Source organism: Tenacibaculum aestuarii (assembly GCF_964510395.1).
Classification (GTDB): Bacteria; Bacteroidota; Bacteroidia; order Flavobacteriales; family Flavobacteriaceae; genus Polaribacter; species Polaribacter aestuarii.
The window spans coordinates 959,912-971,824 of the sequence record NZ_CAZEFY010000001.1 but is presented as its reverse complement, the minus strand read 5'-3'; the positions used below and the strand labels follow the sequence as shown (position 1 = coordinate 971,824).

13 protein-coding genes are annotated in these 11,913 nt (G+C 31.3%); 10 read left to right on the top strand and 3 right to left on the bottom strand.

Annotated features, from left to right (window positions below; genetic code table 11):
• Positions 1-166 precede the first annotated feature (166 nt).
• A complete protein-coding gene (gene dnaK, locus ACKTSU_RS04735; RefSeq protein WP_408035201.1) occupies positions 167-2,071 on the bottom strand; it encodes a molecular chaperone DnaK in 1,905 nt (634 codons plus the stop codon).
• 139 nt (positions 2,072-2,210) lie between these two features.
• Positions 2,211-2,810, bottom strand: a complete 600-nt coding sequence (locus ACKTSU_RS04730; RefSeq protein WP_408035200.1) for an NUDIX hydrolase — start codon at positions 2,808-2,810, stop codon at positions 2,211-2,213.
• 7 nt (positions 2,811-2,817) lie between these two features.
• Here ACKTSU_RS04730 and pyrE point away from each other — a divergent pair, with 7 nt between their 5' ends.
• On the top strand, positions 2,818-3,468 hold the full coding sequence (pyrE, locus tag ACKTSU_RS04725; protein ID WP_408035199.1) for an orotate phosphoribosyltransferase: 651 nt from the start codon (positions 2,818-2,820) through the stop codon (positions 3,466-3,468).
• Between the two features lie 7 nt (positions 3,469-3,475).
• Entirely contained in the window at positions 3,476-3,865 is a 390-nt protein-coding gene (locus tag ACKTSU_RS04720; protein ID WP_408035198.1) for an SRPBCC family protein, read from the top strand.
• On the opposite strand, the gene ACKTSU_RS04715 is transcribed toward ACKTSU_RS04720, so the two are convergent.
• On the bottom strand, positions 3,860-4,597 hold the full coding sequence (locus ACKTSU_RS04715; protein WP_408035197.1) for a biotin--[acetyl-CoA-carboxylase] ligase: 738 nt from the start codon (positions 4,595-4,597) through the stop codon (positions 3,860-3,862). The genes ACKTSU_RS04720 and ACKTSU_RS04715 overlap by 6 nt on opposite strands.
• Before the next feature lie 86 nt (positions 4,598-4,683).
• Between ACKTSU_RS04715 and rsfS the strand changes: the two genes are divergently transcribed.
• From rsfS to ACKTSU_RS04675, 8 genes are all read left to right on the top strand, one after another.
• The gene (gene rsfS / locus ACKTSU_RS04710) at positions 4,684-5,052 is read left to right on the top strand and encodes a ribosome silencing factor (protein WP_028893075.1); all 369 of its coding nucleotides are present in this window, start codon (positions 4,684-4,686) and stop codon (positions 5,050-5,052) included.
• Positions 5,053-5,077: 25 nt separating this feature from the next.
• Complete coding sequence (gene ftsH / locus ACKTSU_RS04705; RefSeq protein WP_408035195.1) at positions 5,078-7,006, top strand: ATP-dependent zinc metalloprotease FtsH; 1,929 nt, start codon at positions 5,078-5,080, stop codon at positions 7,004-7,006.
• Positions 7,007-7,018: 12 nt separating this feature from the next.
• On the top strand, positions 7,019-7,609 hold the full coding sequence (locus ACKTSU_RS04700; protein WP_408035193.1) for a hypothetical protein: 591 nt from the start codon (positions 7,019-7,021) through the stop codon (positions 7,607-7,609).
• Positions 7,610-7,612: 3 nt separating this feature from the next.
• Complete coding sequence (locus ACKTSU_RS04695; RefSeq protein WP_408035191.1) at positions 7,613-8,404, top strand: phosphatidate cytidylyltransferase; 792 nt, start codon at positions 7,613-7,615, stop codon at positions 8,402-8,404.
• A 29-nt stretch (positions 8,405-8,433) separates the two neighbouring features.
• Positions 8,434-8,691, top strand: a complete 258-nt coding sequence (locus tag ACKTSU_RS04690; protein WP_028893071.1) for an acyl-CoA-binding protein — start codon at positions 8,434-8,436, stop codon at positions 8,689-8,691.
• A 5-nt stretch (positions 8,692-8,696) separates the two neighbouring features.
• Positions 8,697-9,326, top strand: coding sequence for a YceI family protein (locus ACKTSU_RS04685; RefSeq protein WP_408035190.1), 630 nt, complete (start codon positions 8,697-8,699; stop codon positions 9,324-9,326).
• A gap of 241 nt (positions 9,327-9,567) precedes the next feature.
• Positions 9,568-10,254 (top strand): TetR/AcrR family transcriptional regulator, encoded by a 687-nt coding sequence (locus ACKTSU_RS04680; RefSeq protein WP_408035189.1) that lies wholly within the window; start codon positions 9,568-9,570, stop codon positions 10,252-10,254.
• On the top strand, positions 10,238-11,908 hold the full coding sequence (locus tag ACKTSU_RS04675) for a peptidase domain-containing ABC transporter (RefSeq protein WP_408035188.1): 1,671 nt from the start codon (positions 10,238-10,240) through the stop codon (positions 11,906-11,908). Before ACKTSU_RS04680 ends, ACKTSU_RS04675 begins: the two co-directional genes overlap by 17 nt.
• Positions 11,909-11,913 lie beyond the last annotated feature (5 nt).

The window sequence follows — 11,913 nt, the reverse complement described above, 5'->3', positions numbered from 1 at the left end:
GGGAATAAAAGTATAAGCACAGTAACTAACACACTGAAAAACTTGCTGAAAGAGGTTTATCCTTTTCTAAAACGTTTCTTTTTCTTTCTAAAAGAAATCCTGCAACTTTATTGAAAACAAAAAAGCTCGCCAATAGGCGAGCTTTTAAAAACTTAAGTATGTAAAATTATTTTACTTCTTCGAAGTCTACATCTTCTACATTATCTCCTTCTGATGAAGAACCTGTATTTGCATTTCCTTGTGCATCTGCTCCGTTAGCTTGTGCATCTTGTTGTGCTTTATACATTTCTTCTGAAGCAACTTTCCAAGCTTCATTGATCTTTTCCATTGCAGCATCGATAGCAGCAAGATCTTTAGATTCGTGTGCTTTCTTTAACTCTTCTAAAGCAGCTTCGATTGGTTCTTTTTTATCTGCTGATAATTTATCACCAAACTCTTTTAATTGCTTTTCTGTTTGGAAAATCATAGAATCTGCTCCGTTAATTTTCTCAGCAGTTTCTTTCGCTTTCTTATCCGCATCAGCATTAGCTTCTGCTTCTTGCTTCATCTTTTGGATTTCTTCATCAGATAATCCTGAAGAAGCCTCGATACGAATATCTTGTGACTTACCAGTTGCTTTATCTACTGCAGATACTTTAATAATTCCGTTTGCATCAATATCAAAAGTTACTTCAATTTGAGGCACTCCTCTTTGTGCTGGTGGAATATCTGTTAATTGGAAACGACCAATTGTTTTGTTATCTGCTGCCATCGCTCTTTCACCTTGTAATACGTGAATATCAACTGATGGTTGGTTATCTACTGCTGTAGAGAACACTTGCGATTTCTTAGTTGGAATGGTTGTATTTGCTTCGATTAACTTTGTAAATACATTCCCCATTGTTTCAATTCCTAATGATAATGGTGTAACGTCTAATAATAATACGTCTTTAACATCACCTGTTAACACTCCTCCTTGAATTGCTGCTCCTAACGATACAACTTCATCTGGATTTACACCTTTACTTGGTGCTTTTCCGAAGAATTTTTCAACAGCTTCTTGAATTGCAGGAATACGAGTTGAACCTCCTACTAAAATTACTTCATCAATATCAGATGTAGATAAATCAGCATTTTTTAATGCTGTTCTACATGGCTCAATTGTTCTATCAATTAAATCGTGGATTAATTGCTCAAACTTTGCTCTTGTTAATGTTCTTACCAAGTGTTTTGGTCCACTAGCTGTAGCTGTGATATATGGTAAGTTAATTTCTGTTGAAGTTGTGCTTGATAATTCAATCTTAGCTTTTTCAGCAGCTTCCTTTAAACGTTGTAAAGCCATAGGATCTTTGCGTAAATCCATATCTTCCTCAGTCTTAAATTCTTCTGCTAACCAGTTAATAATTTTTTCATCTACATCATCACCACCTAAGTGTGTATCTCCATCAGTAGCTAATACTTCAAATACTCCATCTCCTAATTCTAAGATAGAAACGTCATGCGTACCACCACCAAAGTCGAATACTACAATTTTCTTATCATCATTTGCTTTATCTAATCCGTAAGCTAATGCTGCTGCAGTTGGCTCGTTGATAATACGACGAACTGTTAATCCTGCAATTTCACCTGCTTCTTTAGTAGCTTGACGTTGTGCATCGTTAAAATATGCTGGTACTGTAATTACCGCTTCTGTAACACCTTGACCTAAATAGTCTTCAGCAGTTTTCTTCATTTTCTGTAAGATCATTGCAGAAATTTCTTGCGGTGTATATAAACGATCATCAATTTTTACTCTTGGTGTATCGTTATCTCCTTTTACTACTTCATAAGGTACTCTATCTGCCTCTTTTTGAGACTCAGAATACTTGTTCCCCATAAAACGTTTAATAGAATAAACTGTTTTTGTTGGGTTTGTTACTGCTTGACGCTTTGCAGGATCTCCTACTTTACGCTCACCACCTTCTACGAATGCTACAATAGATGGTGTAGTTCTTTTTCCTTCAGCATTTGGAATAACTACTGGCTCATTTCCTTCCATTACAGACACACATGAGTTCGTAGTACCTAAATCTATACCTATAATTTTACTCATAATCTTTATTTATCTTTTTAAGTTTTTAATTCAAATTTACGAGTAGTATTAGTCAAAGTGTATGCCAACAGAGTTCATCTTTTATTTTGGCAGAAAAAGAGCAAAAAGTAATTATTTTTTATGACAGAGTGTCACAAACTTATCCGTTTGCGTAGGAATTGTAGACAAGTTGTATGTTAGCGTAGCTATTCTTTAAGGCTTCTTGGGTTGCTTTCTCATCTTTAAAAGCCACTTCTGTAATTCCTTCTTCTAATTGTGGAATTAACTCCCCGTCATAATCAGAATGCATTAAATACCAATGAGTCTCTTTTAAACGGTATTCATTATCCATTACAAATAAATGGTAAGTATCAATAAGTTTTCTTTGTATTGTTAGGTTTTCAATACCACATTCTTCTTCTACTTCTCTAATAGCTGTTTCTTCTATTCCTTCCCCTTCTTCAATTCTTCCTTTGGGTAAATCCCATTTGCTACCTCTATATATAAACAACACTTCGTTGTTGTCATTTAAAACCAATCCACCCCCAGCAACAATTACCTTAAATTTTTCTTTAAACTCTAACCAAACTTCAGCTAAGTTATTCGAATACAAGTAAACACCTTCAATCTTACCTACTTTTAACTTGTAAATAAGTTCTTCAATAATTGTATTTTTGTAAATATAAACAGGAAAATCCGCTTCATTTTTAATTGAAGTTGTAAAGATTATTGGTTTATCATTAACAAAAACTTTATACATTTGCGACATGGATTTTAACAAAGATACAGCAAAAAAAACTGCCGAGCTTCTTTTGCAAATTAAAGCGATAAAATTGAGTCCGAAAGAGCCTTTTACATGGGCTTCTGGATGGAAATCTCCAATTTATTGCGATAACAGAATTACATTATCATACCCTCCTGTTAGGAATTTTCTGAAACAAGAAATTGCTAAACTGGTTGAAGAAAAACATGGTAAACCTGATGTGATTGCAGGTGTAGCAACCGGAGCTATTGCTATTGGTATATTAGTTGCTCAAGAACTAGGAGTGCCTTTTGTATATGTAAGACCAGAGCCTAAAAAACATGGTAGACAAAACCAAATTGAAGGACATATAGAAAGCGGTCAGAATGTAGTAGTTATTGAAGATTTAATTAGTACAGGTAAAAGTAGTTTAAATGCAGTAAAAGCTTTAAAAGAAGCACATGCTAATGTTAAAGGTATGGTAGCTATTTTTTCTTACGGATTTAGTATTGCTTCTGAAAATTTTAAAGCAGACGGTGTAGAACTAACTACATTAAGTAACTATGAATACTTATTAGAACAAGCTTTAGACAGTAAATATATAACTAGCGAAGAGCTCCGTACTTTAGAAGACTGGAGAATTGAACCTAGTAAATGGAAACAAAACGAAAAATAACAGCACAATGAATATAGAAGGAAATACAGTAACTGTAAAAAAGTCATCTAAAGATTTATTCGATTTTTTAACCAAACTTGAAAACTTTGAACAATTAATGCCTGAGAATACTCAAAAATTTGAAGTAGATGGTGATAGCTTTATTTTTGGTTTAAAAGGCATGCCTGAAATTAGATTGGTTATGAAAGATAAAACCGAATATTCTAATGTTACTTTAGGTGCTGCAAGCAGTAAGTTACCTTTTACATTAGCTGCTGACATTAATGAGGTTTCTGAAAACGAAAGTGAGGTAACTTTAAAGTTTGACGGTGAGTTCAATGCTATGATGGCAATGATGGTGAAAGCTCCGTTAACAAAGTTTATTGGTACTTTAACTGAAAACTTAGCAAAATTATAAATTAGCAAACGAAACTTCTTTCAACCCAAATTCTTGAATCGTTTCGTCTTCTAATTCAATTTGGAGATTTCCATTTTCTGAAACTCCAATGATTTTACCCATAAATAAAATGTTCTGATTGTTTTTAAACATCGTCGGAACATTTTTTTTATACAACACTGTTAAATAATTCTCTTCTAATAACTGATATTCATTTTTTTCTAAAAGCTCTAAATTTTCTTTAAGTTTAAAAAGTACGGTTTCTAATAAAGTATCTAAATCTGTTTCTTTATTTAAGATTATTTTGATTGAAGAAGCATTAGGTAATTTTTCAGAAAAAGTATCTTGGTTTACGTTAATCCCTATTCCTATTACAGAAGAACTTATATTACTACCTTTTAAAGAGCTCTCTATTAAAATTCCTACTATTTTTTTATTTCCTGACAGAATGTCGTTAGGCCATTTCACCGCCAAATTTGGTATTTCTATGTTTTTCAACGCTTCCAAAACACTTAACGAAACACAGAAATTTAAATACTTATGATTTTCAACACTCAAAGCTTCAAACCTACAAAACACACTAAAAGTCAAGTTTTTACCTTCTTCAACTACCCATTCTGAATTCATTTGTCCCCTACCCTTTGTTTGAGTTTTAGCAACCACTACTGTAAAATCATCAATTGACATTTTTGACACCATATCTTTCAAAAAAGTGTTGGTTGAATCGATGGCATTAAGTTTGATTATTTTCATGTAAATTTAGTGAGTGAAACAAGTATCAATATTACATAAATTACTCACAAAAAAACAATAACTTTGCTAAAACTTAATTTTATTTAATGACAATAAAACAAACAAACACAGACGATCTTTTAGCTGTGATTATTAAAGGGATAGATGATGTAAAGGGAGAAGACATCCAGTTACTAGATTTAAGGGAGATAGAAAACACTGTTTGTGATTATTTTGTAGTTTGTTCTGCCAACTCGAACACACAAGTTAATGCCATTTCGGGCTCTGTACAAAAAGTAGTAAGCAAAGAACTTAAAGACAAACCTTGGCACGTTGAAGGTCTTGGTAACGCTGAATGGGTTCTTATGGATTACGTAAATGTTGTTGTACATATCTTTCAAAAACAAGTTCGTGAGTTTTACGACATTGAAAGTCTTTGGGGAGATGCAAAAATTACAGAAATCAACCCTGCTTAATTGCTAACATTTTATACACCTATTTATGAGTGATAATAAAAAAAACACGCCAAAATTTACGTTTAGCTCGTTTTGGCTGTACATACCAATACTAATTATATTATTAGGGTTAAGTTTTTTTAACTCTGGTAATTTAGGATCTCGTAATATTTCTAAAAACGAGTTCACTAAAATTTTAGAAGCCAACGATATTCAAAAAATAGTTGTTGAAAACAACAATGTTGCTCAAATTTTCTTAAAGCCTGAAGCAGAAAAAAAAGAAGAGCATAAAAAATTAGTTGAATCTCCTTTCTTTAGAAAAGGTTCTCCGTTGTACAGCTACAATTTTGGTGATTTACAAAATTTTGAAAACGAGATTGAAAAAGAAAAGAAAGAAAACAACCTTGATTTTGATAAAGTAAATATTGAAAGAACAAGCATGATGGATACCCTTATCAGCTTCCTTCCATTTATTTTATTAATTGCGATTTGGTTGTTCTTTATGAGAAGGATGTCAGGAGCTGCTGGAGGCGGTGGTGCTGGAGGTCAAATTTTCAACATCGGAAAATCAAAAGCTAAACTTTTTGACGAGAATACTAAAGTTAAGACTACTTTTAAAAATGTAGCTGGTTTAGAAGGTGCTAAAGAAGAGGTTCAAGAAATTGTTGACTTCTTAAAGAGCCCTGAAAAATATACTAAACTAGGAGGTAAAATTCCTAAAGGAGCATTATTAGTAGGACCTCCTGGTACTGGTAAAACTTTATTAGCTAAAGCTGTTGCTGGTGAAGCTGGTGTACCTTTCTTCTCTTTATCTGGTTCTGATTTTGTTGAAATGTTTGTAGGAGTTGGTGCATCTCGTGTACGTGACTTATTTAAGCAGGCGCAACAAAAATCGCCTTCAATCATTTTTATTGATGAGATTGATGCTATTGGACGTGCTAGAGGTAAAAACAATATGACAGGTGGTAATGACGAACGTGAAAACACCTTAAACCAATTATTAACAGAAATGGATGGTTTTGGTACCGATACTAACGTAATTGTATTAGCTGCTACCAACCGTGCTGATGTATTAGATAAAGCTTTAATGCGTGCAGGTCGTTTTGATCGTCAAATTTATGTTGACTTACCAGACTTACACGAACGTAGAGAAATTTTTAATGTACACATCAAACCTCTAAAGTTAGCGGAAAACGTAAACTTAGAGTTCTTAGCACAACAAACTCCTGGTTTCTCTGGAGCTGATATTGCCAACCTTTGTAACGAAGCTGCTTTAATTGCTGCTAGAAAAGGTAAAAATGCAATAGAGCATCAAGATTTCTTAGATGCTGTTGATAGAATTGTAGGTGGTTTAGAAAAGAAAAACAAAGTAATTACTCCGAAAGAAAAGAAAGTTATTGCTTTCCACGAAGCAGGTCATGCAACAGTAAGTTGGATGTTAGAGCATGCTGCTCCTTTGGTAAAAGTTACTATCGTTCCTCGTGGTCAATCATTAGGAGCTGCTTGGTATCTTCCTGAAGAAAGAAAAATTGTTCAAACAGAACAAATGCTTGATGAAATGTGTGCTACCATGGGTGGTAGAGCTGCTGAAAAGTTAATGTTTGACAAAATCTCTACAGGAGCATTAAGCGACTTAGAAAAAGTTACAAAACAAGCTCGTGCTATGGTTACTGTTTACGGTTTAAATGATAAGGTAGGTAACATTACCTATTACGATTCATCTGGAAATGATGCTTTTGTAAAGCCGTATAGTGATGCTACAGCTCAAAAAATTGATGAAGAAATTTCAGAAATTATCGAAAATCAATACAAAAGAGCTATTGATATACTAGATCAAAACAGAGATAAACTAACTGAGTTAGCTGAATTATTACTTGAAAAAGAGGTAATTTTCAAAGACGATTTAGTAAAAATCTTTGGAGACAGACCGTTTGGAAAGGAAGAAGAAAAAACTGAAACAACAACTGAAGAATAGTTTTTTATTTGAATGAATTTTTTCAATAAATTATTTAAAACCTTTAAAGAATCATCTAAAGAGAAGATTATCAATGAGCAAGTAGTTCATTTATCTTTAGATGATTCTTTTGTTCATCATTTTATCAATAAAGGAGGTAAATTTTTATACTGTACTTCGATAGATGAAGTAACTAATAATTTAAAAAATATCTTACAAGAAAATAATTGGCGAAAAGTTACTTGTACAGATTATGACTTATTAAAAATTACTGAAAAAATTGATGTAAACGTTCAACAACATTCATCAGAATCAGTTCCGTTTTTCACCTCTTGCGAACACTTAATTGCAGACAAAGGAGAGATATTATTCTCTTCTAATCAATTAGGTAGCCAAAAATTAGCTACACACTCTAAGCATTTTATTGTGTATGCTACAACTAGTCAATTAGTAAAAAATACAGGAGAGGGTTTAATGGGAATTAAAACACACTTTAGTGGTAATATTCCGACCAATATTAGCTCTATAAGAAATTATAAATTTGAAGTAGAAGATGATAATTTCTTAAATTATGGCAACAATAATACAAAAGATTTATATTTGCTGCTCTTTGAAGACCTTTAACCTATGTCTAATCTTTTAACAAGATCACTTTCTGCACTTGTTTACGCTATCCTATTCATTTCTGCTATTTTATATTCTGCAGAAACATATATAGGTTTACTAGCTATATTTGCTACTGTTTGTATTTGGGAATTTTCTAAAATTTTAAAGTCAAAAAGTTTTATTCCATATCTACTTTTGGCTTACGTTGTTTTCTCTTCTGTAAAAGCAAGTATTAATTACAATGATTTTTTACTAGCAATTACCCTATTAGGTTTATCTATCTTATTATATCTACTTATAAGTACAAAACCAATTAAAACAGAAGCTTCTAGTCAAAAAGTATTTTTACAAGCTATATACTTAATCTTTCCTTTTTACTTTTTAATAAATCTTCCGTTTATTAATAGTATTTATAACCCACACATAATAATTTATATTATTCTCCTTATTTGGACGAATGATAGCTTTGCTTTTTTAGTTGGTAAAAACTTCGGAAAACATAAGTTATTCGAAAAGGTATCTCCTAAGAAAACTATTGAAGGTTTTATAGGTGGTGTAGTTTTTTCTATGGTATTAGGATTTATTATAGGACAGTATTCAGGAATTTTCACTATACTTAACTGGATAATCGTTGCTGTTATCGTTGCTGTTTTTGGTTCTTTAGGTGATTTGGTAGAATCTAAATTTAAAAGACAAGCGAATATAAAAGATAGTGGTACAATTATGCCAGGTCATGGTGGATTATTAGATAGACTTGACAGCTTGTTTTTCCTTGCGCCATTCGTATATTTGTATATACATTATATAATGTAAACTGTCTACACATTTAATTATCCAAACCCATGGAAAATGATTTAGATTTAAGGTTTAAAGAAGCTTATAAAATAGCATCTGAACTAGAGGAAAAGCTTCCTCCTGATGTTATGCTACGTTTATATGCTTACTATAAACAAGCCGTAAAAGGTGACAGGTTTACATTTAACGATAATAGCGACCTACGAAATGCTTTTAAGTTCAACGCATGGATGCAGCTTAGAGGCATGGGAGAAGATGAAGCTAAAGAAGAATATATTAAATTAGTAAATTCAATCATAAAATAATCCTCATGAAAAAAATCGTTTATTCATTAGTTATCTGTCTTACAATTGCTCAAATTGTTTCTTGTAAATCTGAAGCTAAAAAAGAAACTGAGACAACAAAAGAAGAAGTTAAAGTAACTAAAAAAGCATTTGTTTTACAAGACGCAACCAATACTATTAACTGGGTAGCTTATAAAACTACCGATAAAGTGCCTGTAAAAGGTCAATTTCAAAAAGTAAACATTACTACTGGTGGTGAAGGAGATACTGCAAAAGAAGCAATCAATGATGCAGAGTTTTCAATTCCAGTAAGTAGCATTTTCACTCAAGACAGTAGTAGAGATTTTAAAATTAGAAAATTTTTCTTCGGAATTATGGATAAAACAGAATTACTTTCAGGTAAATTAGTTTTAGAAAATGATTCTATTGGTTATGCTGATTTAACTATGAACAGCGTTACTAAAAAACTTCCTTTTAAATACACTTTAAACGGAAAAGAATTTAGCTTAAGCGCTACAATGAACATATCTGATTGGCAAGCTCAAAATGCTTTAGATTCCTTAAATACAGCTTGTAATGATTTGCATAAAGGTGCTGACGGAGTTTCTAAAACTTGGGATGATGTAGCATTAAACATCACTTCTGTGTTTAAATAAAAAACAAATTAAAATATATTTTAAAGCCTCAGAAATTACTCTGAGGCTTTTTATTTTTAATGTACTTCAAACATTCATTTTTACCCCAAATAAATCTTAATTTAACACTATTCTATAAAGTTAGTCATATTCTAAAAAGTCTTCATAAGTATTTTATGTAATTAAAATTAACACCTTATTAATACTTTTATTTTCATAATTAATAGTTTTACTATTATATTTGCGCAGTTAATTTTTAATTATGAAAAATTTACTATCAAATTTAAAAATAGAGATTCCTTCTGGTATTTATATTAAAGATCCTGAAACATCTGATTTAGGTAAAAGAATAATAGAAAACAGTATTATACTAATTGAAGAAATTGGTTTTGAAAACTTTAATTTCAAGAGATTAGGCAAAGTAATAGGCTCGAACGAAAGTTCTATTTATCGTTATTTTGAAAGTAAGCATAGACTTTTAATCTACTTAACTTCTTGGTATTGGGGATGGATTCAGTATTCTTTAGTAATAGAAACTTATAGTATTAACAACCCAAAAGAAAAATTGATTAAAGCTATTGAAGTTTTAACTAGAAAAGCCAAACAAGACAATAACTTTTCTCATATAAATGAAGCCTTACTTAACTTAATCATAATCAATGAAAATTCAAAATCATACTCTACAAAAGAGGTAGATACTGAAAATAAAGACGGGTTTTTTAAACTGTATAAAGAAGTAATAAAACGTTTTGCAGAAATTATTAGTAATTATGACAATTCGTACAAACATCCTTTAACATTAGCAAGTACTATAATTGAAGGGATTTTACATCAACAATTCATAAAGCTGCATTTTAAATCACTTACTAATTGTGATGAAAATGCTACTACCACATCCTTTTTTACAGAATTAACTTTAAACGTACTTTCTAATGAAGGAAAAAAGTAAACTAACTCCGTGGCAACGATTTTTAGGGCTGATTAAACTAGAAAAAAAAGACACAACCCAAATCGCTTATTACGCTATTTTTGAAGGTATTGTAGCTCTCTCTCTTCCTCTAGGGGTGCAGGCTATTATTAACTTATTGCAAGCTGCTCAAATTTCTGCTTCTTGGATTGTATTAGTCTTATTAGTAACTGCTGGTGTTGCTTTTAGTGGAATTTTAAAACTGATGCAGTTTAGAATTATTGAAACTATTCAGCAAAGAATTTTTACTAGAGCATCTATAGAGCTTAGTTATCGTTTTCCAAAAATTAAGATGATAGAACTAAGAAATTATTACCCGCCCGAACTTGCCAATCGTTTTTTTGATACATTAACTATTCAGAAAGGTATTTCAAAAATTTTAATTGATGCTCCTTCTGCCTTGTTACAAATCATTTTTGCCTTACTACTCCTTTCATTTTACCATCCATTTTTTATCATTTTTGGATTGTTAGTATTACTGTTAATCTTTGTTGTTTTTAAGTATACAGCAGAAAAGGGATTAGAAACAAGTTTAAAAGAGTCAAAAAACAAATATAAAGTAGCGCATTGGTTACAAGAAATTGCAAGAACTATTATAAGTTTCAAACTGTCTGGAAAAACAAATTTAGCGCTAGAAAAAAGTGATATTCTGGTAGATGATTATTTAAAATCTAGAGAGAGTCACTTTAAAGTACTCATTATGCAGTATATACAAATGATTAGCTTTAAAGTAATTATCACTGCAGGTCTATTGCTTATAGGTGGTTTTTTAGTACTCACACAACAAATGAATATTGGGCAATTTGTTGCAGCTGAAATTATTATCATCCTAATTATGAATTCTGTTGAAAAATTAATATTAGGACTCGAATCTTTTTACGATGTACTTACATCTTTAGAAAAGCTCGGAGAAGTCATCGACAAACCAATAGAATCACAAGAAGGTAGTTATATTAATAGAGATAAACCATTTAAAATTGAGCTTCAAGATGTTTCATATGTTGTTAACAACAGACCAAAACCAGTAATTGATAATGTTTCTTTTGAAATAAACTCTAGTGATAGAGTTTTACTTCAAGGAAGTAGTAATTCGGGAAAATCTAGTTTAATTCAACTCATTTCTGGTTTAATTGAACCAACTCATGGACATATTTTTGTCAACGATTTATCTCTAAAAAGTATTTTCATCAATAATTATAGAGCTAATTTAGGTTTATCACTTTCTGAAGAAACCCCTTTTAAAGGAACAATCAGAGAAAATATAACATTTGGAGACTCTTCCATAACTGACGAAGAAATATATAGTATTTTTAAAATTACAGGACTAACAGAATTCTTAAAACAACAACCTAAAGGTTTAGATACCTATTTAAAACCTGAAGGAAAACTTATTGCTTATACTGTAGCTAAGAAAATTATTCTTTCCAGAGCAATAATCAAAAAACCAAAATTACTCATATTAGAAGATCCTCTTGATCAGTTTGAAAAAAACGAAGCTATAAAAATAATAGACTTTATTACTGACACTTCTCAACCATGGAGTTTAATTATTGTGAGCCGTAATGAATATTGGAAAGAGAAATGCAACAAACAAATTACCCTTGAAAAAGGTAGTATAACTAACTTTAAAGCCTAGGTAAT

Bases quoted from the DNA above. Each gene is read 5' to 3' on its own strand.
- dnaK (WP_408035201.1), bottom strand. From the start codon at position 2,071: ATGAGTAAAATTATAGGTATAGATTTAGGTACTACGAACTCATGTGTG.
- ACKTSU_RS04730 (WP_408035200.1), bottom strand. From the start codon at position 2,810: ATGTATAAAGTTTTTGTTAATGATAAACCAATAATCTTTACAACTTCA.
- pyrE (WP_408035199.1), top strand. From the start codon at position 2,818: ATGGATTTTAACAAAGATACAGCAAAAAAAACTGCCGAGCTTCTTTTG.
- ACKTSU_RS04720 (WP_408035198.1), top strand. From the start codon at position 3,476: ATGAATATAGAAGGAAATACAGTAACTGTAAAAAAGTCATCTAAAGAT.
- ACKTSU_RS04715 (WP_408035197.1), bottom strand. From the start codon at position 4,597: ATGAAAATAATCAAACTTAATGCCATCGATTCAACCAACACTTTTTTG.
- rsfS (WP_028893075.1), top strand. From the start codon at position 4,684: ATGACAATAAAACAAACAAACACAGACGATCTTTTAGCTGTGATTATT.
- ftsH (WP_408035195.1), top strand. From the start codon at position 5,078: ATGAGTGATAATAAAAAAAACACGCCAAAATTTACGTTTAGCTCGTTT.
- ACKTSU_RS04700 (WP_408035193.1), top strand. From the start codon at position 7,019: ATGAATTTTTTCAATAAATTATTTAAAACCTTTAAAGAATCATCTAAA.
- ACKTSU_RS04695 (WP_408035191.1), top strand. From the start codon at position 7,613: ATGTCTAATCTTTTAACAAGATCACTTTCTGCACTTGTTTACGCTATC.
- ACKTSU_RS04690 (WP_028893071.1), top strand. From the start codon at position 8,434: ATGGAAAATGATTTAGATTTAAGGTTTAAAGAAGCTTATAAAATAGCA.
- ACKTSU_RS04685 (WP_408035190.1), top strand. From the start codon at position 8,697: ATGAAAAAAATCGTTTATTCATTAGTTATCTGTCTTACAATTGCTCAA.
- ACKTSU_RS04680 (WP_408035189.1), top strand. From the start codon at position 9,568: ATGAAAAATTTACTATCAAATTTAAAAATAGAGATTCCTTCTGGTATT.
- ACKTSU_RS04675 (WP_408035188.1), top strand. From the start codon at position 10,238: ATGAAGGAAAAAAGTAAACTAACTCCGTGGCAACGATTTTTAGGGCTG.